The sequence below is a fragment of the Streptomyces sp. NPDC001744 genome (assembly GCF_042892575.1).
Lineage (GTDB): Bacteria > Actinomycetota > Actinomycetes > Streptomycetales > Streptomycetaceae > Streptomyces.
On sequence record NZ_JBIAUG010000038.1, the window covers coordinates 1 to 25110 of the forward strand.

The window sequence follows — 25110 nt, forward strand, 5'->3', positions numbered from 1 at the left end:
GGGGGGGGCCCCCCGGGGGGGCCGCCGCGGGGGCCCCCCGCGCGGCGCCCCGGCGCCCCCGGCCAACACCGGGGACCCCGGAACCGGCACCTGAGGTGCCGTACCGGGCCTCCCGGTTTCCGCGCGGGCCCGCCGGGCCCGTCAGGCGCCCGTGTACTCGACGGCCGCCAGGTTCTTCTTCCCGCGCCGCAGCACCAGCCAGCGGCCGTGCAGCAGGTCGTCCGCCGACACCTCGGCGTCCTCGGCGGTGACCTTCGCGTTGTTCACGTACGCCCCGCCCTCCTTCACCGTCCGGCGCGCCGCCGACTTGCTCGCCACCAGGCCGACCTCCGCGAACAGGTCCACCACCGGGCCCAGCTCCGGCACGCGCGCGTGCGGCAGCTCGGACAGGGCCGCGGCGAGGGTGGCCGGGTCCAGCTCCGCCAGGTCGCCCTGGCCGAACAGCGCCCTGGAGGCGGCGACGACGGCCGCGCACTGCTCGGCACCGTGCACCAGGGTGGTCAGCTCCTCCGCGAGCGCCCGCTGCGCGGCCCGCGCCTGCGGCCGCTCGGCGGTCTGCGCCTCCAGCTCCTCCAGCTCCTCGCGGGACTTGAAGGACAGGATGCGCATGTACGTCGAGATGTCCCGGTCGTCCACGTTCAGCCAGAACTGGTAGAACGCGTACGGCGTGGTCATCTCCGGGTCCAGCCAGACGGCCCCGCCCTCGGTCTTGCCGAACTTGGTGCCGTCCGCCTTGACCATCAGCGGGGTCGCGAGCGCGTGGACCTCGGCCCCCGGCTCCAGGCGGTGGATCAGGTCCAGCCCGGCCACCAGGTTGCCCCACTGGTCCGAGCCGCCCTGCTGGAGCGTGCAGCCGTAGCGGCGGTACAGCTCCAGGAAGTCCATGCCCTGGAGGAGCTGGTAGCTGAACTCGGTGTAGCTGATGCCCTGCTCGGACTCCAGACGCCGGGCCACGGAGTCCTTGGTCAGCATCTTGTTGACCCGGAAGTGCTTGCCGATGTCCCGCAGGAACTCGATCGCGGAGAGCCCGGCCGTCCAGTCCAGGTTGTTCACCATGACCGCGGCGTTCTCCCCCTCGAAGGAGAGGAACGGCTCGATCTGGGTCCGCAGCCGGTTCACCCAGTTCGCGACCGTCTCGGGGTCGTTCAGGGTGCGCTCCGCCGTCGGACGCGGGTCACCGATCTGCCCGGTGGCCCCGCCGACGAGCGCCAGCGGCCGGTGCCCGGCCCGCTGGAGCCGGCGGACGGTGAGGACCTGGACCAGGTGCCCCACGTGGAGGCTGGCCGCGGTCGGGTCGAAACCGCAATAGAACGTGACGGGACCGTCCGCGAGAGCCTTGCGCAGTGCGTCCTCGTCGGTTGACTGGGCGAAGAGCCCGCGCCACTTCAGCTCGTCGACGATGTCCGTCACGATCGTCCGTCTCCTTGGTCGAATGGGGTGGTGCCGTGGCTCAGTCTAGGCGGGTCAGACCCCCTTGCTGACCGAGCTCATGTGGAAGTCCGGCACCCGCAGGGCGGGCATCGCGGCCCGGGTGAACCAGTCGCTCCACTCGCGCGGCAGCGTCTTCTCCGTACGGCCCGCCTCCGAGGCCCGCGACAGCAGGTCCACCGGCGACTCGTTGAACCGGAAGTTGTTCACCTCGCCGACCACCTCGCCGTCCTCGACGAGGTAGACGCCGTCCCGGGTCAGCCCGGTGAGCAGCAGCGTCGCCGGATCGACCTCGCGGATGTACCAGAGGCAGGTCAGCAGCAGACCGCGCCCGGTGGAGGCCACCATCTCCTCCAGGGAACGTTCCCCGCCGCCGTCCAGGATCAGGTTCCCCGCCCCGGGGGCCACGGGCAACCGGGTGAGCCCCGCCGAGTGCCGGGTGGTGACCAGCCGCTCCAGCTTCCCGTCCCGGATCCAGTCGACCGGCGTCAGCGGCAGGCCGTTGTCGAAGACGGACGAGTCGTCGCCGGAGGAGTGCGCGATCACGAACGGCGCGGACTCCAGGCCCGGCTCGTCCGGGTCGCTGCGCAGCGTCAGCGGCAGCGGCGAGAGGGTCTCGCCGAGCCGGGTGCCGCCGCCGGGCCTGGAGAAGACCGTCCGGCCCTCCACCGCGTCCCGGGCCGCCGCGTTCCACTGCTGGTAGATCAGCAGGTCGGCCACGGCGGTCGGCGGCAGCAGCGTCTCGTACCGCCCGGCGGGCAGCTCGATCCGCCGCTCCGCCCAGCCGAGCCGGACCGCCAGGTCGGCGTCGAGCGCCGCCGGGTCCACGTCCTTGAAGTCCCGCGTCGCGCGCCCGGCCCAGGCGGAGCGCGAGAGGTCGGGGGACTTGGCGTTCAGCTCCAGGGTCCCGTTCGGCTGGTCGTGGCGGAGCCGCAGCCCCGTCGACGTGCCCAGGTAGGTGGAGGTCAGCTCGTGGTGGGCGAAGCCGTACAGCTCCCGGCCGCCGGACCGGGCCCGGGCGAACGCCTCGCCGAGCGCGGGCGCGAAGTCCCCGAAGACGGCGGAGGAGGTCTCGTCCGGGGCGTCCGTGAAGCCGGGGGAGGCGGGCACGCCCTCCACCAGCGGCCGCGCGTCCTCGGCGGGCCCGGCGGAACGGGCGGCCTCCTCGGCGGCCCGGACCAGGGGCTCCAGGTCGTCCACGGTCACGGCGGACCGGGACACCACGCCGGAGGCGGTGCCCCGCGCCCCGTCGACGGTCGCGATCACCGTGAGCGTGCGGCCCCGGGTCACGCCGTTCGTGGTGAGCGCGTTCCCGGCCCAGCGCAGGTTGGCCGAGGACTCCTCGTCCGCGATGACGACACATCCGTCGGCACGGGACAGCTCCAGGGCCCGCTCGACGATCTCGTACGGCTTGCTGACGCGGCTCATCGTCCGGCCTCCTGCGTGGTGTTCAGACTGTGCTTGCCCGGGGGGCGGCCCCCGGACCCCCAGCAGGGGGCCCCGTACGCCATGGTCGCGATCACCGTCCGGCCTCCTGCGTCGTGTTCAGGATGTTGACGCCCCGGAAGAGGGCGGAGGGGCAGCCGTGCGAGACGGCGGCGACCTGGCCCGGCTGGGCCTTGCCGCAGTTGAAGGCACCGCCCAGGACGTACGTCTGCGGGCCGCCGACCTGCTCCATCGAGCCCCAGAAGTCGGTGGTCGTCGCCTGGTACGCGACGTCCCGGAGCTGGCCGGCGAGCCGTCCGTTCTCGATGCGGAAGAAGCGCTGGCCGGTGAACTGGAAGTTGTACCGCTGCATGTCGATCGACCAGGACCGGTCGCCGACCACGTAGACGCCCCGCTCCACGCCCCCGATCAGGTCCTCCGTCGACAGACCGCCCGGGTCGGGGCGCAGCGAGACGTTCGCCATCCGCTGCACCGGCACGTGCGCGGGGGAGTCCGCGAAGGCGCAGCCGTTCGACCGGCCGAGGCCGGTGAGCTTCGCGATCCGCCGGTCCGTCTGGTAGCCGACGAGCGTGCCGTTCCGCACGAGGTCCCAGGACTGCGCCTCGACGCCCTCGTCGTCGTAGCCGACGGTCGCGAGCCCGTGCTCGGCGGTCCGGTCGCCCGTCACGTTCATGACCGAGGAGCCGTACGCCAGCTTTCCCAGCTGGTCGAAGGTGGCGAAGGAGGTGCCCGCGTACGCCGCCTCGTAGCCGAGGGCCCGGTCCAGCTCGGTGGCGTGCCCGATCGACTCGTGGATGGTCAGCCACAGGTTGGACGGGTCCACGACCAGGTCGTACCGGCCCGCCTCCACGCTCGGCGCCCGCATCTTCTCGGCGAGCAGCTCCGGGATCTCCTCCAGCTCCCCGTCCCAGTCCCAGCCCGTGCCGGTCAGGTACTCCCAGCCGCGCCCGGCCGGCGGCGCGATCGTCCGCATCGAGTCGAACCCGCCGGTCCCCCCGTCCACGGCCACCGCCGTGAACTGCGGATGCAGCCGCACGCGCTGCTGGGTGGTCACGGTGCCGGCCGTGTCCGCGTAGAACTTGTTCTCGTGGACGGTGAGCAGCGAGGCGTCCACGTGCGCCACGCCCTCCGCGCGCAGCAGGCGCGCGCTCCAGTCGGCGAGCAGCGCGCTCTTCTCCTCGGCGGGCACGGAGAAGGGGTCGATCTCGTACGAGGAGATCCACACCTTGTCCTCGTGCACCGGCTCCGCCGCCAGCTCCACGCGCTCCTTCGAGCCGGCCGCCGCGATCACCTTCGCCGACAGCCTGGCCATGGCGACCGCCTGCGAGGCGACCCGCGCGGCCCCGTCCATGGTCATGTCCACCCCGGAGGCGAACCCCCAGGCCCCGCCGTGCACCACCCGCACCGCGTAGCCGAGGTCCGTGGTGTCCGAGGACCCGGACGGCCTGGCGTCGCGCAGCCGCCAGGAGGCGCTGCGCACCCGCTCCAGACGGAAGTCCGCGTGCTCGGCGCCCAGCGCGCGCGCCCGGGCGAGCGCCGCGTCGGCGAGCGCCCGCAGGGGCAGCGCGGTGAACGAAGGGTCGATCTGATGGACCACGAGCGGCCTCGCTCTCGGTGATCGGAAGACGGCATGGAACTGCCCGGGAAGTCAATCACGGGAGGGGCGGCCCGGGCGCCGCGTTCCGGACGGGAGCCCGGCGGGTCCCACCCAACGGGGCTCCCGGCGAAGGGCGTTGGAAGGGGGCGGGGAGGACGCCGGAAGGGCGCCGGGGGAGCGTTGGAGGAGCGGTACAAGACGCGCCGGTTCCCCCGGGGCGGCCCGCCGGTGCTCCCGCGCCGGTCCGCCCGCACCCCGGACGCGCCCCCGCCGGTGCCCCGGCCACCGGACCCCGGCCGGAGCGCACGGGCCGTCCCGCGCCTCCCGGGGGCCGGACCGGACCCGCGGGACGGCCGCCCCCGGCGCTCCCGGTCTGTAGGGACCCGACAGCGCGGCCCGTACGCCACTGTCGGAGGTCGATTCCTCATGTCGGGAGCGGTACCGATAGGTTTTCGGCTACCAGACCGCTATCGAAAGGGTGATCCGTTGAGCCGCTCGGTTCTCGTCACCGGAGGAAACCGGGGCATCGGCCTCGCCATCGCCCGCGCGTTCGCCGAGGCCGGCGACAGGGTCGCGTACACCTACCGTTCCGGCGAGCCGCCGGCCGCCCTGGCCGGGCTCGGCTGCCTGGCCGTGAAGTGCGACATCACCGACGGCGAGCAGGTGGAGCGGGCGTACAAGGAGATCGAGGAGAAGCACGGCCCGGTGGAGGTCCTCGTGGCCAACGCCGGCGTGACGAAGGACCAGCTCCTCATGCGCATGTCCGAGGAGGACTTCACCTCCGTCGTCGACACCAACCTCACCGGCACCTTCCGGGTCGTCAAGCGGGCCAACCGGGGAATGCTGCGCGCCAAGAAGGGCCGCGTCGTCCTCATCTCCTCGGTCGTCGGACTGCTCGGCTCCGCGGGGCAGGCCAACTACGCCGCCTCCAAGGCCGGTCTGGTCGGTTTCGCCCGCTCGCTCGCGCGTGAGCTGGGCTCCCGCAACATCACCTTCAACGTCGTCGCCCCCGGCTTCGTCGACACCGACATGACCTCGGTGCTCACCGACGAGCAGCGCGCGGGCATCGTGTCCCAGGTCCCGCTGGGCCGTTACGCGCAGCCCGAGGAGATCGCCGCCGCGGTGAGGTTCCTCGCCTCCGACGACGCCGCGTACATCACTGGAGCCGTCATCCCGGTTGACGGCGGATTGGGCATGGGTCACTGATCACCATGAGTGGAATTCTCGAGGGCAAGCGCATCCTCATCACCGGTGTGCTGATGGAGTCCTCCATCGCCTTCCACGCCGCGAAGCTGGCCCAGGAGCAGGGCGCGGAGATCATCCTCACCGCCTGGCCCCGGCCCACGCTCACCGAGCGCATCGCCAAGAAGCTCCCGCGGCCCGGGGACGTCAAGGTCCTGGAGCTCGACGTCTCCAACGACGAGCACCTCGCGCGCCTGGAGGGGCAGGTCCGCGAGCACCTCGGCGACCGCCTCGACGGCGTCGTGCACTCGATCGGCTTCGCCCCGCAGGACGCGCTCGGCGGCAACTTCCTCAACACGCCGTTCGAGTCCGTCGCCACCGCCATGCACGTCTCGGCCTTCTCCCTGAAGTCCCTGACGATGGCGCTGCTGCCGCTGATGAGCGGGGGCGGCTCCGTCGTCGGCCTCACCTTCGACGCGCAGTACGCCTGGCCGCAGTACGACTGGATGGGCCCGGCCAAGGCCGCCCTGGAGGCCACCAGCCGCTACATGGCGCGTGACCTGGGCAAGCAGGACATCCGCTGCAACCTGATCTCGGCGGGCCCGCTCGGATCGATGGCCGCCAAGTCCATCCCGGGCTTCGGCGACCTCGCCGCCGTCTGGGACGACCGCTCCCCGCTGGCGTGGGACCTCACCGACCCGGAGCCGGCCGGCCGCGGCATCGTGGCGCTGCTCTCCGACTGGTTCCCGAAGACGACGGGCGAGATCATCCACGTCGACGGCGGCCTGCACGCGATCGGCGCCTGACGCCCGCCCGTACGGCCGAGGGCCGTGCGCGCCGCCCCGAGGGGGGCGGCCCGCACGGCCCTTTCCGCGTCCCGCCTCCCGGGCCCCCGGACCGCTCGACTCGAAAAGTGGCCCGAACGGCCCCAGACTGGTGCGGAGCGTGAAGGTCTGCCGCTGGCGGGGAGGAGGTACGGACATGCACGTGGTGCGCCACGGAATCGGGGCGTTCGTCTCGGTCGCCGTCCTGCTGACCGGAGCCGTCGCCGAAGTGCGCGCGGCGACCGTCCCGGCCGTCGCGGCGGAGGAACCGGAGGACTTCGGCGCCTCCTGCCGCACCGACGTCGAGGGCTCCCGCGTCACCGCCCACTGCCAGAACCCGTACCCGCGGACCGACCGGGTCCGCCTCCACGTCGAGTGCGCGCGCTGGTGGGACGTGGACACCGACAGCGCCCCCGTGGACGTCGCCCCCGCCGACTACGCCCGGATCGCCGGCCGCTGCTGGAAGGAGGTCCGGTCCGCCTGGATCACGCACCAGCCGGCGGACCCGGCTCCGGCTCCGGGGCCGCCCCGGGGCCCCGCCCCGGCTCCCGGTCCCGTGCCGGGCTCCTGAGGCAGAGGAAGGGGTAGCGGGCCGCCTCCGCGCCGGCGCGCTCGGCGTCGCCGTCCCGGATCGCCTCCACCAGGCGCGCGTGGTCCATGTGGTTCTCCGGCCGCAGCTCCCGCCCCACGTCGTCCCGCAGCCACTGCCGCAGCAGGCTGCCCAGGTCCGCGTAGAGCTCCGTCAGGACCTCGTTGCCCGCGGCGGAGACGACCGCCTGGTGGAAGGCCGCGTCCACGGTCACGAACCGCTCCGCGTCCCCCGACTCCCACGCCTCCTCGCGCCGTGCGAGCAGGGCTTCGAGCTGCCCCAGGTCCCGCTCCGAGCGCCGCTCCGCCGCGAACCGCGCCGCCGCGGCCTCCAGGGTCGAGCGCAGTTCGGCGACGTGCCGGGGGTCGGAGCCCGTGAAGCGCCGGTGCATGACGCCCGCCAGCTCGCTGGTGGCGGCGACGTAGGTCCCGGAGCCCTGCCGGATGTCGAGCAGGCCGTTGTGCGCGAGCGCGCGGACCGCCTCGCGCACGGTGTTGCGGGCCACGCCCAGTTGCTCGACCAGTTCGGGTTCGGTCGGGATGCGCGATCCCACCGGCCATTCGCCGGAGGTGATCTGGTTGCGCAGCTCGGTGATCACCTGGTCGGAGAGACCCGTGCGCCGGGGATGGCCGAGGGCCATGGGACACCTTCCCGTTCGTTCGAGATTGGACAACCAATCATCCCATGATTCTATGATGGAGTCATGCCTGACGAGCCCCAGTCCCTCGACCCCGCCGCGCGAACGGCCACCACGGCCCCGGCGGCCACCACGACCGCCCGGAAGGCCGTCGGCGACCCTCCCGCCGCGGACCGCGCCACCGGCGCGGAGGACCGGGCGCACCGCCGGCTCCTCGGCCTGGTCGCCGTCGGGCTCGTCCTGGCCGCGGTCAACCTGCGCCCCGCCATCACCAGCCTCGGTGCCCTCCTCGAAGAGGTCGGCGACGGCCTCCACATGAGCGGCAGCGTCGCCGGCGTCCTCACCTCCGTGCCGTCCCTCTGCTTCGCGGTCTTCGGCATCACCGCCCCGCGCCTCGCCCGCCGCTTCGGCCCCGCCACCGTCGTCTGCGCGGGCATGGCCGCGATCTTCGCCGGCCTCCTCCTCCGGCCCCTCGCCGGCGGCACCGCGGCCTTCCTCGCCGCCAGCGCCCTCGCGCTCGTGGGCATCGCCGTCAGCAACGTCCTGATGCCCGTCGTCGTCAAGCGGTACTTCCCCGACCGCGTCGGCACCATGACCGGCCTCTACTCCATGGCGCTCGCCCTCGGCACCTCCGTCGCCGCGGCCGCGACCGTCCCGCTGACCGACGCCCTCGGCGGCGACTGGCGCCTCGGACTCGGAATCTGGGCGGCGCTCGCCGCGCTCGCCGTCCTGTCCTGGCTTCCGCTCGTGCGCGACGGCCGCGCCCGCCGTACGGGGGAGGGGACCGCGACCGGGACCGGCGCTCCCGCCGGAACGGCCGCCCCGGCCGCCTCCCCGGAGACCGCCGCCCCGCCGCGCGTCGCCCGCAGCCGTACCGCCTGGGCCCTCGGCGTCTTCTTCGGCCTCCAGGCCACCGGCGCCTACGTCACCATGGGCTGGATGCCGCAGATCTTCCGTGACGCGGGCGTCCCCGCCTCCACCGCCGGCGTGCTCCTCGCCGTCACCATGGTGATGGGCGTCCCGCTGGCCTTCGTCATCCCCCGGCTCGCGACCCGCATGAGGAACCAGGGGCCGATCGTCGTCGTCCTCGGCCTGTGCGGCCTCGGCGGCTACACCGGCCTCCTGCTCGCCCCGGCCGCCGGGGCCTGGGCCTGGGCGCTGCTGCTCGGCGTCTCCAACTGCGCCTTCCCGCTCGCCCTCACCATGATCGGCATGCGCTCGCGCACCGGCGCCGGTGTCGCCCGCCTCTCGGCCTTCGCCCAGAGCGTCGGCTACCTCATCTCCATCCCCGGTCCCCTCCTGGTCGGCGTGCTCTACCAGCACAGCGGCGGCTGGGGACTGCCCATCGCCCTCGTGGGCGGACTGATGGTGCCGCAGATGATCGTCGGCACCCTGGCGGGCAGGGACCGGACGGTCGAGGACGAGTGCTGAACGGGTCCGGTCGGCGGGGAGCGCCCGCCGGGCGGGGCCGGGCCGCCGGGGCGGACACCGGAGTGCGAGACTGTTCCCATGCCAGTCCTCGAACCCGATCCCCAGAACGGGCAGAAGAAGCTGCTCGTCGTCCTCGGCGCGATGCTCGCCATCACGGTCGTCATCGCCGTCATCGCGTCGGTCGCCTCCCCGTGACGTGACCCCCGGCGTCGCGCGCCGGGCGGGTCCGGCCTCCCGCACCGGCCCGGCGCCGGGCCGGAACCGGGACAGGACCAGGACGGGGAACGGCCCCGGTCCGGCCCCCGGAGGGGGACAGCCCCCGTATCCCCTAGGGGGCGGGTGTCAGGGTCGAGTGGGTGGATCACCGGATGGGCCGCGGCCCCCGCGCTCCGTACCGTGGAGATCACGGCGGAAGCGAGATCACACCCCTGGAGGCGGCCATGCCGACCCGTACGCGCAGCGGCACCCGGACCACGACGGCCGGCATCGACACCCGCCTGCCCTGGTGGGCCCTGGCCCTTCCGGCGGCGGCGTTCGTCGCCCTGCTGCTGCTCGTGACCGGACCGGGAGGGACCGGCGCGACCGCGAGCGACGCGACGGTCGGCCGGCTCCTGGAGAGCATCCGGCACACGCTCTTCCTCTGAGCCGACGCGCCCCTTTTCGTGCGAAGCTGTGGACCATGAGCGTCGACACACCCCGCAGGATCGTGCTGCTCCGGCACGCGAAGGCAGACTGGCCCCAGGTGTCCGACCACGAGCGGCCCCTCGCCGAACGAGGCCGCTCGGACGCCCCCGTCGCGGGCCGCAAACTCGCCGAGTCCGGCATCGGTTTCGACCTGGCCCTCTGCTCGACCGCCGTCAGAACCCGGGAGACCTGGAAGCTCGCCGTGCAGGAACTGCCGGAGCGCCCCAGGACCGTGTACGAGGACCGGCTGTACGAGGCGTCGCTCGGCGAGCTCATCGCCCTGCTCAACGACGTCCCGGAAGACGTCTCCGACCTCCTGGTCATCGGCCACAACCCCGGCATGCACGCCCTCGCCGACGCCCTGGCGGGCACGGCCGAGGGCGACACCGCGGCCCGGATGAACCGCAGCGGCTTCCCCACCTCCGCCTTCGCCGTCATCGCCTTCGACGGCTCCTGGAAGTCGGTGGAGCACGGCGTGGGCCGTCTCGTCGAGTTCTGGACCCCGCACGACTGACGGGGCCCGCCCCCGCACGACCGGCGGATCCCCGCCCCGCCCCGCACGCACGGGGTCCGGCCGTCCCGGGACGGCCGGACCCTCATCGCCGGACCGTACGGCGTACGGACCCGGCCACCCGGCCCGGCCGCGCGACCGGGTCCGTACGGCCCGCGCCGGTGCGGCTCAGTGCAGCAGGTCCTCGCCGCCGTCCGCCGCCTCGACCTCTTCGCGCGTGATCCCGAGCAGGTAGAGGACGGTGTCCAGGAACGGCACGTTCACCGCCGTGTCGGCCGCCCTGCGGACCACCGGCTTGGCGTTGAACGCCACCCCGAGCCCGGCCGCGTTCAGCATGTCCAGGTCGTTCGCCCCGTCGCCGACGGCCACGGTCTGCGCCAGCGGCACTCCCGCCTCCGCGGCGAACCGGCGCAGCAGCCGCGCCTTGCCCGCCCGGTCCACGACCTCACCGGTCACCCGGCCGGTGAGCCTGCCGTCCACGATCTCCAGGGTGTTGGCGGAGGCGAAGTCGAGACCGAGCCGCTCCTTCAGGTCGTCGGTGACCTGCGTGAACCCGCCGGAGACGACCCCCACCTGGTAGCCGAGCCGCTTGAGCGTACGGATCAGGGTGCGGGCCCCCGGCGTCAGCCGCACCTCGGCGCGGACCTTGTCCACCACCGAGGCGTCGAGACCGGCGAGCAGCGCCACCCGCGCGTGCAGGGACTGCTCGAAGTCCAGCTCGCCGCGCATCGCGGCCTCCGTCACCTCGGCGACCTTGTCCTCGCAGCCCGCGTGCGCCGCGAAGAGCTCGATCACCTCGTCCTGGATCAGGGTGGAGTCGACGTCCATGACGACGAGCCGCTGGGCCCGCCGGTGCAGCCCGGCGGAGACCACGGCCACGTCGACCCCGATGGTGTGCGCCTCGGTGGCGAGCGCGGTCCGCAGCGCCTCGGTACCGCATCCCGAGACGGCGAACTCGACCGCCGTCACCGGGTACTTCGCGAGGCGGAAGACGCGGTCGATGTTGCCGCCGGTCTCCGCGATCCTGGCCGTTATGGCAGCGGTCTGCTCGGCGGTGAGCGGGTTGCCGAGCACGGTGACGTGGGAGCGGCCCTCGCCCCGGGGACGGTTGTCGCCCGTGCCCGAGATGATCTCGGCCTGGAGCTTCATCGACTCGGCCCAGCTGTGCACGGTGGCCCGGAGCTCGCCCTGCGGCACGACGGTCGGCTCGGTGACGAGCGCGCACAGGACGAGGCGGCCGCGGGAGACCACCTGCTCGATGTCCACGACGTCGACGGAGTAGGCGGCGAGGGTGTCGAAGAGTCCCGCGGTGATCCCGGGACGGTCCTTCCCGAAGATCTTGACGAGAAGGGTGGGAACGTCTGAGGTCTGCGATGCGCTCATGGTGCTTCCACCGTATCGGGCGCCGTCCGCCGCCCGGCCCCCCGTCCCGCGTACCGGACAGCCGGACGGCCGCGGGTCCTCCGGGCCGGCCGGCCGCGGCGGTCGCGGGCGGTTCCCGCCCCGTGTTCACGCGGCCCGACTTTCGGAGAGGGGACCGGGCCTGAAATAGTTCCCCCGGATGTTCACCATCCCCAGACTCCCTGCGACGGGGGTACACCGGGGGACAAGTAGTGGGGCGTGGAGTGCCAGAACTCGTACTGGAATTGAATGGAAGGACCTGGACCCTCGACCCGTCCAGGTCGTACACCCTGGGGCGTGATCCCCAGGGCGACCTGGTCATCGACGACGCCAGGGTCTCGTGGCGTCACGCCACGATCAGCTGGGACGGCCGGAGCTGGGTCATCGAGGACCACGGCTCCACCAACGGCACGTTCGTCCGGGGGCAGCGGATCCACCACCTGGAGATCGGCCCCGGCTCGGCCGTCCACCTGGGCAACGCGACCGACGGTCCCCGGCTGGACCTCACCGCCGGAGCCCGGGGCGCGCAGGCGGGCCAGGCGGGTCACCAGGCCCACCGGCCCCCGGAGCACCACCAGCCGCCGGTGGCCCAGCCCGTCCCCGGCCACCCGGCCGCGGAGCAGGCCGAGTGGGCCGCGCACCGGCAGGCACAGCCGCAGTACCAGCCGCCGCAGCAGCACCAGCCGGCGCAGCCGTACCAGCAGCACCAGCCGGCGCCGCAGCCCGTGAACCCGCAGGTCCCGCACCAGCAGCAGGGTCCCGGAAACGGTCACCCCGGCGCCGCCGCGGGGGCGTCGTCGGCCTACGCCGACCGCAGCCCCACCACGTTCCACCAGCTGGCCCTCGGCCACGTCATGCGCATCGGCCGTGCCCTGGAGAACGAGCTGGTCGTCTCCGACCTCCAGGTCTCGCGGCACCACGCCGAGTTCCACGCGACGCCCGACGGCCGCTTCGAGATCCGCGACCTCGGCTCGCACAACGGCACGTACGTCAACGGCCAGCCGATCCCCAAGGGCGGCACCGCCCTCCTGGGCCCGCAGGACATCGTCGGCGTCGGCCACTCGACCTTCCGGATCGTCGGCGGCCAGCTGGAAGAGTTCGTCGACACCGGGTCGGTCTCCTTCTCGGCCCGTCACCTCACGGTCACCGTCGACGGCGGCAAGCAGATCCTCAAGGACGTCACCTTCGGCGTCCCGGAGAAGTCGCTGATCGGCGTCATCGGCCCGTCCGGTTCCGGGAAGTCCACGCTCCTCAAGGCGCTGACCGGCTACCGTCCGGCCAACGAGGGCGACGTCCTCTACGACAACCGCAGCCTCTACAAGCAGTTCGCCGAGCTGCGCCAGCGCATCGGCCTGGTCCCGCAGGACGACATCCTGCACAAGGAGCTGACCGTCCAGAAGGCGCTCCGCTACGCGGCCAAGCTCCGCTTCCCCGGCGACACCGCCACCGCCGAGCGCGAGGCCCGCATCGACGAGGTGCTGCGCGAGCTCAAGCTGGACATCCACAAGGAGAAGAAGGTCACCTCCCTCTCCGGCGGCCAGCGCAAGCGCGTCTCCGTCGCCCTGGAGCTCCTCACCAAGCCCTCGCTGATCTTCCTGGACGAGCCGACCTCCGGCCTCGACCCGGGCATGGACCGCGACGTCATGCAGCTCCTGCGCGGCCTCGCGGACGACGGCCGCACGGTTCTCGTCGTCACCCACTCGGTGGCCGAGCTGGGCCTGTGCGACAAGCTGCTCGTCATGGCGCCCGGCGGTTCGGTGGCGTACTTCGGGCCGCCGGAGGAGGCGCTGAACTTCTTCGGCTACTCCACGTGGGCCGACGTCTTCTCCGCCTTCGAGAACTACCGCGACTACGACTGGGCGGGCCGCTGGAAGGGCTCGCAGCACTACCAGATGTACGCCGCGGACATCGACGCCGTCGCCGCCCAGCCCGTCCAGGTGCCGCAGCAGGCGATGGCCCGCCCGCCGAAGCCGCAGGGCTGGGGATCCCAGCTGTGGACCCTGATCCGCCGCTACGTCTCGGTCATCGCCTCCGACAAGGGCTTCATGGGCCTGATGGTGATCCTGCCCGCCGTCCTCGGCGCGGTCTCGGTCGTCATCCCGGCGGACTTCGGCCTCGGCTCGCCGACGCCGCCGTCCCGCTTCAACGGGGACGCCGGAACGATCATGCTGATCCTCGCGGTCGGCATGTGCTTCAGCGGCGCCGCCAACTCGGTCCGCGAACTGATCAAGGAGCGGGTCATCTACGAGCGGGAGCGCGCCACCGGCCTGTCCCGCTCGGCCTACCTGATGTCCAAGGTCATCGTCCTCGGCCTGATCACGGCCTTCCAGGGCCTGATCATCTGCGGCATCGGCTTCTCCACCCGGGCGCTGCCCGCGGAGGGCCTCCTCATGCCGCCCGCCGTCGAGCTGTGCGTCCAGGTCATCGCCCTGGGCCTCACCTCGATGATGTTCGGCCTGGTCATCTCCGCGCTCGTGAAGACCGCGGAGAAGACCATGCCGCTCCTGGTGATGTTCGCGATCGTCCAGGTCGTCTTCACCGGCATCCTGTTCCAGGTGTACGGCTCGCCCGGCCTGGAGCAGTTCGCCTGGCTGATGCCCTCGCGCTGGGGCATCGCCGGCGCGGGCACCACCCTCGACCTGGGGCGCCTCATGCCGCCGTGGGACCCGAAGAACCCGACGGACACCGACCCCCTGTGGGAGCACACGGCCGGCCAGTGGGGCATGGACCTCGGCATCCAGCTCCTGATGGCCGCCGTCTGCTGCGTCTTCGTGGCGCGGCTGCTGCGCCGCCACGAGCCCGAGGTCATGCGCAAGTAAGCGACCGAGGGACCGGCACGCCGGAGGGCGGCACCCCGCACGGGGTGCCGCCCTCCGGCGCACCGGCGCGCGAACGCGATCAGTACGCGCTGTTGACGTTGTCCATCGAGCCGTAGCGGTGGGCGGCGTAGTTGCAGGCCGCGACGATGTTGGCGACCGGGTCGTACAGGTCGAACTTGGTGCCCTTGACGTGGTACCGCGCGAAGGTCGGCTGGATGACCTGGAGCAGACCCTTCGAGGGGATGCCGTTGATGGCGTTGATGTCCCAGTTGTTGATGGCCCGGGGGTTGCCGCTGGACTCCCGCATGATGTTGCGGTGGATGCCCGAGTAGGTGCCCGGGATGTTGTGCTTGTCCATGATGAACAGCGCCTCGCGGATCCAGCCGTCGAGGTTGTTCGCGAAGACCGGGGTGCGGGTGGCGGAACGGCTCGCGGCCGCCTTCGCCGCGGCGCGCTTCTTCGCGGCGGCCTTCGCCGCGGCCGCCTTGGCCCTGGCGGTGGCCTGGGCCTTGGCGACGGCCCGGGCCTTGGTGGCCTTGGCCTCGGCGGCGGCCTTCGCCTGCGCGGCGAGGTTCGCCTTCGCCCGCGCCTCCTGCTGGGCCTTCAGACCGATGGTGGTCTGCTGCTCGTTGAGGCTGGCGGCCAGGGCCTTGGCCTGGGGGCTGTGGGCGTCGTAGGACCACGCGACCCGCTGCGTGCCGGAGAGGGCCTGGGGCTCGGTCTCGGTGGAGCCGTTGCCGGGGACCAGGGAGAGCGTGACGGCCGCGGCGCCCAGGGCGGCGACGCCGGCGATCGTGGCCTTGTGGGTCTTCTTCAGGGCACGACGACTGTGATCAGGGGTGTTCGCAGACATGCAGGACTACCTCTTCGAATCGCAGGGGGTCGCTCGGCCGGGGCGGCACTGCGCCTCACTGGGCGGCGACGGATGCAATTCTTAGCGGCGGCAAAATCCCTTGGCAAAGGTGTGACGTACGAAGACGGGTAGTGGATCAGGGGGTCGGGTACGGCTGCCGGGGTAGGTGTGATGACCCGTTTTCTCCGTCCTTATCCGTCCTTGAGGTCACCACTAGGGAGCTTCGTAAGTGACGTGCGTCCTATGTGCCGCCTCACAGGCGAGGGGCGCCGACCTCACCCCGGGTTGCTGGAGCAACGCATACGGTGAGGCGCCTTCCCGGTGGAGGGGGACGGGCGACTCCGGGGTCCGTCCGCCGGGCGGACGGCGCTGCTTCCCGGACACGGCCTAGGACCGGAGTCCCGTCCCGGCCTCGCCCCCGGACGGATACGGACCGTCACGCCCCGCCGGTACGGTGAGGGCATGAGCCATCGACCGAGCTCCGGCCTGGCCGCCGTGAGCACCGCCCTCCTGGCGATGAGCCGCCACCTGGAGGTGCGCGACGTCCTCAAGACGATCGTGGCCTCCGCCCGTGAGCTGCTCGACGCCGAGTACGCGGCCCTGGGCGTCCCCGACGACCACGGCGGTTTCGCCCAGTTCGTGGTCGACGGCGTCAGCGACGAGCAGTGGCGGGCGATCGGCCCGCTGCCCCGCCAGCACGGCATCCTCGCCTCGATGCTCCACAAGGCCGAACCCGAGCGGCTCGCCGACGTCCGCGAGGACCCCCGCTTCGGGGGATGGCCCGACGCCCACCCCGAGATGTCCGACTTCCTCGGCCTGCCCGTCCGGGACGGCGACGAGATCCTCGGCGCCCTCTTCCTCGCCAACAAGCGCTGCCCCCGGGAAGAGGGCGGCTGCGGCTTCACCGCCGAGGACGAGGAACTGCTCTCGATCCTCGCCCAGCACGCCGCCATCGCCCTCACCAACGCGCGCCTGTACGAGCGCAGCCGCGAGCTCACCATCGCCGAGGAGCGCTCCCGCCTGGCCCACGAGCTGCACGACGCCGTCAGCCAGAAGCTCTTCTCGCTCCGGCTCACCGCCCAGGCCGCCGCGGCCCTGGTGGACCGGGACCCGGTCCGCGCCAAGGGCGAGCTCCAGCAGGTCGCCGCGCTCGCCGCCGAGGCCGCCGACGAGCTGCGCGCCGCCGTGGTCGAGCTGCGCCCCGCCGCCCTGGACGAGGACGGCCTCGTCCACACCCTCCGCACCCAGATCCAGGTCCTGGACCGCGCCCACTCCGCCCGGGTCACCTTCGAGAGCTCCGGCACCCGCGCCCTGCCGGCCGCCCAGGAGGAAGCCGTCCTCCGGGTCGCGCAGGAGGCCCTGCACAACGCCCTGCGGCACGCGGACGCCCGCCTGGTCGGCGTCACCCTCGCCCGCAGCGGCCAGGGCGCGCGGCTCACCGTCACCGACGACGGCAGGGGCTTCGACCCGCGGGCGGTCCGCAGCGCCGGCCGCCACCTCGGCCTGGTCTCCATGCGGGACCGTGCGGGCGGCGTCGGCGGACGGCTCACCGTGACCTCGGCCCCGGGCGAGGGCACCACGATCGAGATGGAGGTCCCCGGTGGCTGAGAAGCCGATCCGTGTCCTGCTGGTGGACGACCACCAGGTCGTCCGGCGCGGTCTGCGCACCTTCCTGGAGGTGCAGGACGACATAGAGGTCGTGGGGGAGGCGTCCGACGGCGACGAGGGGGTCGCCCGCGCCGAGGAGCTGCGCCCCGACGTGGTCCTCATGGACGTGAGGATGCCCGGCACGGACGGGATCGAGGCCCTGAAGCGGCTCCGCGAGCTGGCCAACCCCGCCAGGGTCCTGATCGTCACCAGCTTCACCGAGCAGCGCACGGTCGTCCCCGCCCTCCGCGCCGGCGCCTCCGGATACGTCTACAAGGACATCGACCCCGACGCCCTGGCCGGCGCCATCCGCTCCGTCCACGCCGGGCACGTCCTCCTCCAGTCCGAGGTCGCCGGCGCGCTCCTCTCCCAGGACGACTCCCCCGGCGGTACGGGGCGGGGCCCCTCCCTCACGGAACGCGAGCGCGAGGTCCTCGGCCTGATCGCCGACGGACGGTCCAACCGCGAGATCGCCCGCGCCCTCGTCCTCTCCGAGAAGACGGTCAAGACCCACGTCTCGAACATCCTCATGAAGCTCGACCTCGCGGACCGGACCCAGGCGGCCCTCTGGGCGGTCCGCCACGGCCTCACCCGCTGACGCGCGCCGCCTCCCTCCGGCGATCCCGGGGGAGGCCCGCACCCCGCACCCCGCGCACGTCCCCGGCACCACGGCCGCCTCGCCCGGCCAGGCGGGCCCGTACGACTGTCATACCTGTGCGACGGTCGTACCCGCGCGCCGAGCGCGCCCGGCGCCGGGCCCTCAGAACCCCCGCTCCCGCTCCCTCTCCTCCACGTACGCGTTGTACGCGGCGACCCGCGCCCGCCGGGCCACCCGCTCCACCGGCCGCAGCGCCTCCCCCCGCGCCGCCATCTCCGAAGCGCTGACCGCGCCCCCGTGGCCGTGGCCGTGCGCCAGGTCCACCAGGAGGCCGATCCGGCGCGCCAGCTCCAGGACCCGCACCGCGCGCTGCGGATAGCCCGGCGCCAGGACCTCGCCCCCCGTCTCGGTCCGCGCCCGGTACGCCTCCCGCGCCGCGTCCGCCACCGGTCCCGAGGCCGCCACGTCGAGCCGGGCCAGTACCGCCGTCGCGTCCCGCAGCGCCTCCGCGAGCTCCCGTTCCGCCTCACCGAGCGACGGCACGTCCGCGGGCGGCGCCTCCCGCACCGCCAGACAGCGCCAGACCACCTCCACGCGCACGTCACCGGTCGGCCCCGCCTCCGAGACCTCCGGCACCAGGCCGTACGGCGCGCCGAAGCCCACCACCGCCTCCTCCGCCTCCAGCGCGCGGGCGTTGAACTCCGGCGGTCCGCTCAGCCCCAGCGGATGGCCCGGCGCCGGCAGCGCCACCCGCCACCCGGTCACCCCCAGCCGCCGCAGCCGGCCGAGCGCCAGCGTCAGCCCCACCGGCCCCGCCTCACCCGGCAGCCCCTCCACGCGGTGCACCGCGTCCTCCCCGACAATGGCGAGCGCCGCCTCGTCCGGCGACACCGCCCCGGCCAGCAGGGCATTGCCCCAGGCGGCCAGGCGTCCTGAGCGTGGTTCCGAAAGCATCCCCCCAGATTAAGGACCCGAAGGAAGCCCTAGGGACCGGCCCGCTCCGCCGATAACGTAGGTTTTCCCCTGGACGCCGCGCCCACCGGCGCAAGGCGACGACACTCGACCGCAAGGGGAGACAACGCGCTCATGAGCGATGTACTGGAGCTGGTGGACGTATCCGTGGTCCGCGACGGACGGGCTCTGGTGGACGAGGTCTCCTGGTCGGTCAAGGAGGGCGAGCGCTGGGTGATCCTCGGGCCCAACGGCGCCGGCAAGACCACCCTCCTGAACGTCGCCTCCAGCTATCTCTTCCCCACCAAGGGCACCGCCCGCGTCCTGGGCGAACGGCTCGGCGGCGTCGGCACCGACGTCTTCGACCTCCGTCCCCGCATCGGCATGGCCGGCATCGCCATGGCCGAGAAGCTCCCCAAGCGCCAGACCGTCCTCCAGACCGTCCTCACCGCCGCGTACGGCATGACCGCCACCTGGAACGAGGACTACGACCCGGTCGACGAGGCGCGCGCCAAGGCGTTCCTCGACCGCCTCGGCATGAACGACTACCTGGACCGGAAGTTCGGGACGCTCTCCGAGGGCGAGCGCAAGCGCACCCTCATCGCCCGCGCGATGATGACCGACCCCGAGCTGCTCCTCCTGGACGAGCCCGCAGCCGGCCTCGACCTCGGCGGCCGCGAGGACCTGGTCCGCCGCCTCGGCCGCCTCGCCCGCGACCCGTACGCCCCCTCGATGATCATGGTCACCCACCACGTCGAGGAGATCGCCCCGGGCTTCACCCACGTCCTGATGATCCGTCAGGGAAAGGTGCTCGCCGCCGGTCCCGTCGAGACCGAACTCACCTCCCGCAACCTCTCGCTCTGCTTCGGCCTCCCGCTCGTGGTCGAGCGCGTCGGCGACCGCTGGACCGCGCACGGCCTGCCCCTGAAGTGACCCGGCCGGGCGCCGTGACCGCACAGCACCGCGCCCGCCCCGGGGTTTCCCGCCGCCCCGCGCCCTGTCCCGGGAGGACCCGCCGCCCTACCATGGCCCTGTGGATTTCGACGCGTGGGTCTGGTGGCTGATCGGCGCGGTGGGACTCGGCATTCCACTGGTCCTCACCGCCATGCCGGAGTTCGGCATGTTCTCCGTGGGAGCGGTCGCGGGGGCGGTGACCGCTGCCCTCGGCTTCGGCATCGTTCCCCAGGTGCTCGTCTTCGTCGTCGTCTCGGTGGCGCTCGTCGCGGTGGTGCGCCCGATCGCCGCCCGGCACCGAGGTGACGCCCCCGGGCTCTCCAGCGGGATCGACGCCCTGAGGGGGCGTCAGGCCGTCGTCCTGGAACGGGTCGACGGCGCCGGAGGGGGCCGCATCAAGCTCGCCGGGGAGATCTGGTCCGCCCGCGCGCTCGACGCCGGACAGACCTTCGAGCCGGGCGAACAGGTCGACGTGGTCGAGATCGACGGGGCGACCGCCGTGGTCATGTGACCGAACCCCGCCCATGACGTTCCGACGTCTGCGAAACTCGATCATCGAAAGCAACCCGGCAGTCAACCGGCAGCGAAGGGCACGGGGAACACGATGTCAGCAGTCATCATCGTCCTGATCATTCTGGTGGTGCTCGTCTTCATCGCCCTGATCAAGACGATCCAGGTCATCCCGCAGGCGAGCGCGGCGATCGTGGAGCGCTTCGGCCGCTACACGCGCACGCTCAACGCGGGACTGAACATCGTCGTCCCGTTCATCGACTCGATCCGCAACCGGATCGACCTCCGCGAACAGGTCGTCCCGTTCCCCCCGCAGCCGGTGATCACCCAGGACAACCTGGTCGTCAACATCGACACGGTCATCTACTACCAGGTCACCGACGCCCGGGCCGCGACCTACGAGGTCGCCAGCTACATCCAGGCGATCGAGCAGCTCACCGTCACCACCCTCCGCAACATCATCGGCGGCATGGACCTGGAGCGGACCCTCACCTCCCGCGAGGAGATCAACGCGGCCCTGCGCGGCGTCCTGGACGAGGCCACCGGCAAGTGGGGCATCCGCGTCAACCGCGTCGAGCTCAAGGCGATCGAGCCGCCGACCTCCATCCAGGACTCGATGGAGAAGCAGATGCGCGCCGAACGCGACAAGCGCGCCGCGATCCTCACCGCCGAGGGAACCCGCCAGTCCGCGATCCTCACGGCCGAGGGCGAGAAGCAGTCGCAGATCCTCCGCGCCGAGGGCGACGCCAAGGCCGCCGCCCTGCGCGCCGAGGGCGAGGCCCAGGCCGTGCGCACGGTCTTCGAGGCCATCCACGCCGGCGACCCCGACCAGAAGCTCCTCTCGTACCAGTACCTCCAGATGCTGCCCAAGATCGCCGAGGGCGACGCCAACAAGCTCTGGATCGTCCCCAGCGAGATCGGCGACGCCCTCAAGGGCCTCTCCGGCGCCTTCGGCAACATCGGCGGCGGCGCCCCCGGCTTCAACACCCGGTCCGGCGGTACCGAACGGCGAGACGAACCCCCGGTCGACTGACACGTACACGTAACTCTCGTGCATGATCGGTACGAGCCCCTCGACCCCGGTGGTCCCGGAGCGGGGAGGCGACTCACCGACCCTGTAAGGAGAGGGCGTTGTCCATCTGGGAAGCCCTGGCGGTCTTCGCCGCCGGCATCGGCGCCGGCACCATCAACACGATCGTGGGATCGGGAACGCTGATCACGTTCCCGGTCCTCCTCGCGACCGGACTGCCACCGATCACCGCGAACGTCTCCAACGCCCTCGGCCTCGTCCCCGGCTCCGTCAGCGGAGCCATCGGCTACCGCAGGGAGCTCAAGGGCCAGAAGAAGCGCGTCCTGCGCCTCGGCGCCGCCGCCCTCCTCGGCGGTCTCCTCGGCGCGGTCCTGCTCCTCGCCCTCCCGTCCGACGCCTTCGACGCGATCGTCCCCGTCCTCATCGGGCTCGCGCTGGTCCTGGTCCTGGTGCAGCCCCGCATCGCGGCGGCCGTGAAGCGCCGGCGCGAACGGACCGGCACCGAGGGCCACCCGGACGGCGGCCCCACCCTCCTCACCGGCCTCTTCCTCGCCAGCGCGTACGGCGGCTACTTCGGCGCCGCGCAGGGCGTGCTCTACCTCTCCCTCATGGGCCTGCTGCTCCACGACGACATCCAGCGGATCAACGCCGTCAAGAACATCCTCGGCGCGCTCGTCAACGGCGTCGCCGCCGTCTTCTTCCTCTTCGTCGCCGAGTTCGACTGGACGGCGGTCCTGCTCATCGCGGTCGGCTCCACCATCGGCGGCCAGCTCGGCGCCAAGGTCGGCCGCAGACTGTCGCCCACCGTCCTGCGGGGCGTGATCATCGCCGTCGGCGTCGTCGCGATCCTCCAGTTGACCCTCAAGTAGCGGCGCGTACGACGGGACGCGGCGAGGGGCCCGTCTCCCCTCGGTGGGAGACGGGCCCCTCGCCCATCGGCCGGATCCGCAGGTACGCGTCTACGCGGCCGAGGCCGCCAGCCACTCCGGCAGCGAGGACCGCTCGCTCGCCCGCATCGCGAGCAGCATCGCGTCGGCCGGAGTCGGCTCGAACGGCTGGTGCAGCAGCGGCATCCCCGCCTGCTCCGGGGTCCGGTCGGCCTTGCGGTGGTTGTCCTCGGCGCAGGAGGCCACCGTGTTCAGCCAGGTGTCCTTGCCGCCCTGGGCCCTCGGCACGACGTGGTCCACCGTCGTCGCCCGCCTCCCGCAGTACGCGCACCGGTGCTGGTCCCGGACCAGGACCCCCCGCCTCGACCACGGCGCCTGTCTTCGGAAGGGCACCCGGACGTACCGGCAGAGTCTGATCACCCGGGGCACCGGCAGATCGACGGCGGCACCGCGCACCCGCAGCTCGGGATGGGCCTGCTCGACGACGGCCTTGGCCTGCAGCACGAGCACCACCGCACGGTTGAGCGTGATCGTCGAAAGCGGTTCGAAGCTCGCGTTGAGTACCAGCGTGTCCCGCATGTTGCCCACCTCCCGTATGCCGGCCCACTCCCCGGCGGGCTTGGAACAACGATGGCCGGGCCGGCCGGGTCGGACAACGCAATTTCTCGCGAAACAAAAGGTGCCCGCTTCTGATCTCTCCAAGACCAGAAGCGGGCAAACAACAAACGAACGATCAGCCCTCCGCGGGAGCGGCGTACTCACCGATCAACTGCGCGCGGCCCAGCGTGTGGAACCGCAGGTTGAACCCGACGGCCGCCGGCGAGGCGTCGGCGTCCGGCCCGAGCTTCTCGCTGTCCACCGCGTACACCGTGAACACGTAGCGGTGCGCCGGGTCCCCGGCCGGGGGAGCCGCGCCGCCGAACTCCTTCGCGCCGTAGTCGTTCCGCGCGTGCACGGCCCCGGTCGGCAGCCCCTCGAACGAACCCGACCCGGCACCGGCCGGCAGCTCCGTCACGGACGCCGGGATGTCGAACAGCACCCAGTGCCAGAACCCGCTGCCCGTCGGGGCGTCCGGGTCGAAGCAGGTGACGGCGAAGCTCTTGGTCTCCGCCGGGAACCCCTCCCACCGCAGCTGCGGGGAGGTGTTCCCCTCCGCGTACACCTGCGCGTCCTTCAGTACTCCGCCCGGCGCGACGTCGTCGCTCACCACGGTGAACGCCGCCACCGGCGGATGGAAGTCGTGGGGGAGCGGCGCCCTCTTGCCCTCGGACACGTCGAAACCCTCCGTATCGCCCGTCGCCGCCCGGCAGCCCTGCCGCGGCGGCCTTACGGACGCGAGCCTAGAGCCAGTTGCGACGGCCGCCGACCTCGGCGAGCCACTGGTTCAGGTAAGCCGCCCAATCGGTGGTGTGGAAGTCGTGCAGTCCCACCGTGAAGGACCGGAAGGAGTCGCTGCCCTCGGTGAAGAGGCCCGGCTTCTTGTCCATCTCCAGGGCGACGTCCATCTCGCGGTCGTCGGCGACGAAGCTGACCTCGACCTGGTTCAGTCCGCGGTACTGCTGCGGCGCGAAGAACTCGATCTCCTGGTAGAAGGGCAGCCTCTGCCGCGTCCCCCGAATGTGCCCGCGCTCCATGTCCGCGCTCTTGAACCGGAAGCCCAGCTGGAGGAAGGCGTCCAGGATCGCCTGCTGCGCCGGCAGCGGGTGCACGTTGATCGGGTCCAGGTCACCGGAGTCCACGGCGCGCGCGATCTCCAGCTCCGTCGTCACACCGATGTGCATGCCGCGCAGCTGCTGACCGGAGACGGCGGTGACCGGCGTCTCCCACGGGATGTCCAGACCGAACGGCACCACGTGCACCGCGCCGGCCTTCACCTCGAAGGCCCCGCCCAGACGCACCTTCACGAACTCGATGTCCTGCTTGTGCTCCTGGTCGCCGCCCTCGACCTCCACCCGCGCCTGGAGCCCGACGGAGAGCCCCTCGATCCGCTGGTCGACGCTGCCGCCCTGAATGCGCACCTCGCCCTGGACGACCCCACCGGGGACCACGTTCTCCTCGGTGAGCACCGTCTCCACCGTGGCCCCGCCGGCACCCAGGCTCGCGAGCAGCTTCTTGAATCCCATGGTCTTCACTCCTTCTCGGTCCTGACCCCTACATACGCGCGACGACCGTAGCCGGTTCCCCGCCGCACCCCGTTACGCTCGGACGGCATGAACGAAAGCCCCGACCGTACGCCGCTCCCGCGCTCCTTCTTCGACCGCCCCGTCCTGGAGGTCGCCCCCGACCTCCTGGGCCGCACCCTGGTCCGCACCACGGAGGAGGGACGGATCGAACTGCGCCTCACGGAGGTGGAGGCGTACGCCGGGGAGATCGACCCGGGCTCGCACGCCTTCCGGGGCCGGACGGCGCGCAACGCCGTCATGTTCGGCCCGCCCGGACACGTGTACGTCTACTTCACCTACGGCATGTGGCACTGCCTCAACCTGGTGTGCGGTCCCGAGGGCAGCGCGAGCGGGGTCCTGCTGCGCGCGGGGGAGATCGTGAGCGGCGCCGAGCAGGCCCGCCCCCGCCGCCGCTCGGCCCGCAACGACAACGAGCTGGCCAAGGGTCCGGCGCGCCTGGCCACCGCCCTCGACATCGCCCTCACCCTGAACGGGGAGGACGCCTGCGCCGGCCCGGATGCCCCGCTCACCGTCCTCACCGGCACCCCGCCGACCCCGGACCGCGTCCTCGCCGGCCCCCGCACGGGCGTCGGGGGCGACGGCGCTCCCCACCCCTGGCGCTTCTGGATCGACGGGGACCCGACGGTCAGCCCGTACCGCGCCCACACGCCCCGCAAGAGGCGCCTTGACTCGCGCCGTCCCGGTGCGTAATGTAGTCCGAGCCGTTGGAGACGGGTCCGCTTGTTCAAGCACCCCGAGATGGCCACCCACTACTCAAGACGACTCCCCGGCGGGGGCGTATTTCGGTATGCCGAAATTCGTTTCGAATGACTCGATTATGAGTCGCCGGAGAAATCGGCTAACGTAGTGAACACGCCGGAAGGGCCCGGAGCGAAAGCGAATGGGACCGGAAAGCACCGGGGAAATCGGATCGGAAAGATCTGATAGAGTCGGAAACGCAAGACCGAA

25 protein-coding genes are annotated in these 25110 nt (G+C 72.4%); 15 read left to right on the plus strand and 10 right to left on the minus strand.

Annotated elements, in window-relative coordinates:
- Positions 1–141 precede the first annotated feature (141 nt).
- From tyrS to ACFYZY_RS29125, 3 genes are all read right to left on the minus strand, one after another.
- The gene (gene tyrS, locus ACFYZY_RS29115; protein ID WP_388700061.1) at positions 142–1410 is read right to left on the minus strand and encodes a tyrosine--tRNA ligase; all 1269 of its coding nucleotides are present in this window, start codon (positions 1408–1410) and stop codon (positions 142–144) included.
- Between the two features lie 54 nt (positions 1411–1464).
- Positions 1465–2856: a metallopeptidase TldD-related protein gene (locus tag ACFYZY_RS29120; protein WP_388700064.1), complete on the minus strand. Its 1392-nt coding sequence runs from the start codon at positions 2854–2856 to the stop codon at positions 1465–1467.
- Positions 2857–2947: 91 nt separating this feature from the next.
- Positions 2948–4471 carry a TldD/PmbA family protein gene (locus ACFYZY_RS29125; protein WP_388700067.1) on the minus strand — a complete coding sequence of 508 codons (1524 nt, stop codon included), beginning with the start codon at positions 4469–4471 and terminating at the stop codon, positions 2948–2950.
- Positions 4472–4957: 486 nt separating this feature from the next.
- Between ACFYZY_RS29125 and fabG the strand changes: the two genes are divergently transcribed.
- From fabG to ACFYZY_RS29140, 3 genes are all read left to right on the plus strand, one after another.
- Positions 4958–5677: a 3-oxoacyl-[acyl-carrier-protein] reductase gene (gene fabG / locus ACFYZY_RS29130; protein ID WP_388700070.1), complete on the plus strand. Its 720-nt coding sequence runs from the start codon at positions 4958–4960 to the stop codon at positions 5675–5677.
- 5 nt (positions 5678–5682) lie between these two features.
- Entirely contained in the window at positions 5683–6459 is a 777-nt protein-coding gene (fabI, locus tag ACFYZY_RS29135) for an enoyl-ACP reductase FabI (RefSeq protein ID WP_388700072.1), read from the plus strand.
- 175 nt (positions 6460–6634) lie between these two features.
- The gene (locus ACFYZY_RS29140; protein ID WP_388700075.1) at positions 6635–7048 is read left to right on the plus strand and encodes a hypothetical protein; all 414 of its coding nucleotides are present in this window, start codon (positions 6635–6637) and stop codon (positions 7046–7048) included.
- Here the strand turns inward: ACFYZY_RS29140 and ACFYZY_RS29145 are convergent.
- Complete coding sequence (locus ACFYZY_RS29145) at positions 6963–7706, minus strand: FadR/GntR family transcriptional regulator (protein ID WP_388700077.1); 744 nt, start codon at positions 7704–7706, stop codon at positions 6963–6965. The two genes, ACFYZY_RS29140 and ACFYZY_RS29145, sit on opposite strands and share 86 nt — an antisense overlap.
- Before the next feature lie 63 nt (positions 7707–7769).
- Between ACFYZY_RS29145 and ACFYZY_RS29150 the strand changes: the two genes are divergently transcribed.
- From ACFYZY_RS29150 to ACFYZY_RS29165, 4 genes are all read left to right on the plus strand, one after another.
- A complete protein-coding gene (locus ACFYZY_RS29150) occupies positions 7770–9134 on the plus strand; it encodes a CynX/NimT family MFS transporter (protein ID WP_388700079.1) in 1365 nt (454 codons plus the stop codon).
- 78 nt (positions 9135–9212) lie between these two features.
- A complete protein-coding gene (locus ACFYZY_RS29155) occupies positions 9213–9329 on the plus strand; it encodes an SGM_5486 family transporter-associated protein (RefSeq protein ID WP_388700081.1) in 117 nt (38 codons plus the stop codon).
- 245 nt (positions 9330–9574) lie between these two features.
- Positions 9575–9778, plus strand: coding sequence for a hypothetical protein (locus ACFYZY_RS29160; protein ID WP_388700083.1), 204 nt, complete (start codon positions 9575–9577; stop codon positions 9776–9778).
- Positions 9779–9813: 35 nt separating this feature from the next.
- A complete protein-coding gene (locus tag ACFYZY_RS29165; protein ID WP_388700085.1) occupies positions 9814–10332 on the plus strand; it encodes a SixA phosphatase family protein in 519 nt (172 codons plus the stop codon).
- A 165-nt stretch (positions 10333–10497) separates the two neighbouring features.
- Here ACFYZY_RS29165 and serB read toward each other — a convergent pair whose 3' ends face one another.
- Positions 10498–11712, minus strand: a complete 1215-nt coding sequence (serB, locus tag ACFYZY_RS29170) for a phosphoserine phosphatase SerB (RefSeq protein ID WP_388700087.1) — start codon at positions 11710–11712, stop codon at positions 10498–10500.
- 230 nt (positions 11713–11942) lie between these two features.
- Between serB and ACFYZY_RS29175 the strand changes: the two genes are divergently transcribed.
- Positions 11943–14549 (plus strand): FHA domain-containing protein, encoded by a 2607-nt coding sequence (locus ACFYZY_RS29175; RefSeq protein WP_388700090.1) that lies wholly within the window; start codon positions 11943–11945, stop codon positions 14547–14549.
- Between the two features lie 79 nt (positions 14550–14628).
- Here the strand turns inward: ACFYZY_RS29175 and ACFYZY_RS29180 are convergent, their stop codons facing one another.
- The gene (locus tag ACFYZY_RS29180) at positions 14629–15402 is read right to left on the minus strand and encodes a transglycosylase SLT domain-containing protein (RefSeq protein ID WP_388700091.1); all 774 of its coding nucleotides are present in this window, start codon (positions 15400–15402) and stop codon (positions 14629–14631) included.
- A gap of 462 nt (positions 15403–15864) precedes the next feature.
- On the opposite strand from ACFYZY_RS29180, the gene ACFYZY_RS29185 reads away from it, so the two are divergent.
- Positions 15865–17010, plus strand: coding sequence for a GAF domain-containing sensor histidine kinase (locus ACFYZY_RS29185; RefSeq protein ID WP_388700093.1), 1146 nt, complete (start codon positions 15865–15867; stop codon positions 17008–17010).
- On the plus strand, positions 17003–17647 hold the full coding sequence (locus tag ACFYZY_RS29190; RefSeq protein WP_388700095.1) for a response regulator: 645 nt from the start codon (positions 17003–17005) through the stop codon (positions 17645–17647). Before ACFYZY_RS29185 ends, ACFYZY_RS29190 begins: the two co-directional genes overlap by 8 nt.
- 162 nt (positions 17648–17809) lie before the next feature.
- Here ACFYZY_RS29190 and ACFYZY_RS29195 read toward each other — a convergent pair whose 3' ends face one another.
- On the minus strand, positions 17810–18601 hold the full coding sequence (locus tag ACFYZY_RS29195) for a hypothetical protein (protein ID WP_388700098.1): 792 nt from the start codon (positions 18599–18601) through the stop codon (positions 17810–17812).
- 132 nt (positions 18602–18733) lie between these two features.
- Between ACFYZY_RS29195 and ACFYZY_RS29200 the strand changes: the two genes are divergently transcribed.
- The 4 genes from ACFYZY_RS29200 to ACFYZY_RS29215 all read left to right on the plus strand — a co-directional run bounded on the left by ACFYZY_RS29200 (position 18734) and on the right by ACFYZY_RS29215 (position 21961).
- On the plus strand, positions 18734–19531 hold the full coding sequence (locus ACFYZY_RS29200) for an ABC transporter ATP-binding protein (protein ID WP_388700101.1): 798 nt from the start codon (positions 18734–18736) through the stop codon (positions 19529–19531).
- 100 nt (positions 19532–19631) lie between these two features.
- Positions 19632–20063, plus strand: a complete 432-nt coding sequence (locus tag ACFYZY_RS29205; RefSeq protein WP_388700102.1) for an NfeD family protein — start codon at positions 19632–19634, stop codon at positions 20061–20063.
- 93 nt (positions 20064–20156) lie between these two features.
- Complete coding sequence (locus tag ACFYZY_RS29210; protein WP_388700105.1) at positions 20157–21095, plus strand: SPFH domain-containing protein; 939 nt, start codon at positions 20157–20159, stop codon at positions 21093–21095.
- Between the two features lie 98 nt (positions 21096–21193).
- Complete coding sequence (locus tag ACFYZY_RS29215; protein WP_388700108.1) at positions 21194–21961, plus strand: sulfite exporter TauE/SafE family protein; 768 nt, start codon at positions 21194–21196, stop codon at positions 21959–21961.
- Positions 21962–22051: 90 nt separating this feature from the next.
- Here ACFYZY_RS29215 and ACFYZY_RS29220 read toward each other — a convergent pair whose 3' ends face one another.
- The 3 genes from ACFYZY_RS29220 to ACFYZY_RS29230 form a co-directional block, all read right to left on the minus strand.
- Entirely contained in the window at positions 22052–22558 is a 507-nt protein-coding gene (locus ACFYZY_RS29220) for an HNH endonuclease (protein WP_388700111.1), read from the minus strand.
- A 154-nt stretch (positions 22559–22712) separates the two neighbouring features.
- Positions 22713–23252: a YbhB/YbcL family Raf kinase inhibitor-like protein gene (locus ACFYZY_RS29225; RefSeq protein WP_388700113.1), complete on the minus strand. Its 540-nt coding sequence runs from the start codon at positions 23250–23252 to the stop codon at positions 22713–22715.
- A gap of 67 nt (positions 23253–23319) precedes the next feature.
- Positions 23320–24102: a sporulation protein gene (locus ACFYZY_RS29230; protein WP_388700114.1), complete on the minus strand. Its 783-nt coding sequence runs from the start codon at positions 24100–24102 to the stop codon at positions 23320–23322.
- An 87-nt stretch (positions 24103–24189) separates the two neighbouring features.
- Here ACFYZY_RS29230 and ACFYZY_RS29235 point away from each other — a divergent pair, with 87 nt between their 5' ends.
- Complete coding sequence (locus tag ACFYZY_RS29235) at positions 24190–24852, plus strand: DNA-3-methyladenine glycosylase (RefSeq protein ID WP_388700116.1); 663 nt, start codon at positions 24190–24192, stop codon at positions 24850–24852.
- Positions 24853–25110 lie beyond the last annotated feature (258 nt).

Excerpts from the sequence above, each read along its gene's own strand:
- ACFYZY_RS29120 (WP_388700064.1), bottom strand. The coding sequence starts at position 2,856 with ATGAGCCGCGTCAGCAAGCCGTACGAGATCGTCGAGCGGGCCCTGGAG.
- fabI (WP_388700072.1), top strand. The coding sequence starts at position 5,683 with ATGAGTGGAATTCTCGAGGGCAAGCGCATCCTCATCACCGGTGTGCTG.
- ACFYZY_RS29140 (WP_388700075.1), top strand. The coding sequence starts at position 6,635 with ATGCACGTGGTGCGCCACGGAATCGGGGCGTTCGTCTCGGTCGCCGTC.
- ACFYZY_RS29145 (WP_388700077.1), bottom strand. The coding sequence starts at position 7,706 with ATGGCCCTCGGCCATCCCCGGCGCACGGGTCTCTCCGACCAGGTGATC.
- ACFYZY_RS29150 (WP_388700079.1), top strand. The coding sequence starts at position 7,770 with ATGCCTGACGAGCCCCAGTCCCTCGACCCCGCCGCGCGAACGGCCACC.
- ACFYZY_RS29155 (WP_388700081.1), top strand. The coding sequence starts at position 9,213 with ATGCCAGTCCTCGAACCCGATCCCCAGAACGGGCAGAAGAAGCTGCTC.
- ACFYZY_RS29160 (WP_388700083.1), top strand. The coding sequence starts at position 9,575 with ATGCCGACCCGTACGCGCAGCGGCACCCGGACCACGACGGCCGGCATC.
- ACFYZY_RS29165 (WP_388700085.1), top strand. The coding sequence starts at position 9,814 with ATGAGCGTCGACACACCCCGCAGGATCGTGCTGCTCCGGCACGCGAAG.
- serB (WP_388700087.1), bottom strand. The coding sequence starts at position 11,712 with ATGAGCGCATCGCAGACCTCAGACGTTCCCACCCTTCTCGTCAAGATC.
- ACFYZY_RS29180 (WP_388700091.1), bottom strand. The coding sequence starts at position 15,402 with ATGTCTGCGAACACCCCTGATCACAGTCGTCGTGCCCTGAAGAAGACC.
- ACFYZY_RS29185 (WP_388700093.1), top strand. The coding sequence starts at position 15,865 with ATGAGCCATCGACCGAGCTCCGGCCTGGCCGCCGTGAGCACCGCCCTC.
- ACFYZY_RS29195 (WP_388700098.1), bottom strand. The coding sequence starts at position 18,601 with ATGCTTTCGGAACCACGCTCAGGACGCCTGGCCGCCTGGGGCAATGCC.
- ACFYZY_RS29200 (WP_388700101.1), top strand. The coding sequence starts at position 18,734 with ATGAGCGATGTACTGGAGCTGGTGGACGTATCCGTGGTCCGCGACGGA.
- ACFYZY_RS29210 (WP_388700105.1), top strand. The coding sequence starts at position 20,157 with ATGTCAGCAGTCATCATCGTCCTGATCATTCTGGTGGTGCTCGTCTTC.
- ACFYZY_RS29220 (WP_388700111.1), bottom strand. The coding sequence starts at position 22,558 with ATGCGGGACACGCTGGTACTCAACGCGAGCTTCGAACCGCTTTCGACG.
- ACFYZY_RS29230 (WP_388700114.1), bottom strand. The coding sequence starts at position 24,102 with ATGGGATTCAAGAAGCTGCTCGCGAGCCTGGGTGCCGGCGGGGCCACG.
- ACFYZY_RS29235 (WP_388700116.1), top strand. The coding sequence starts at position 24,190 with ATGAACGAAAGCCCCGACCGTACGCCGCTCCCGCGCTCCTTCTTCGAC.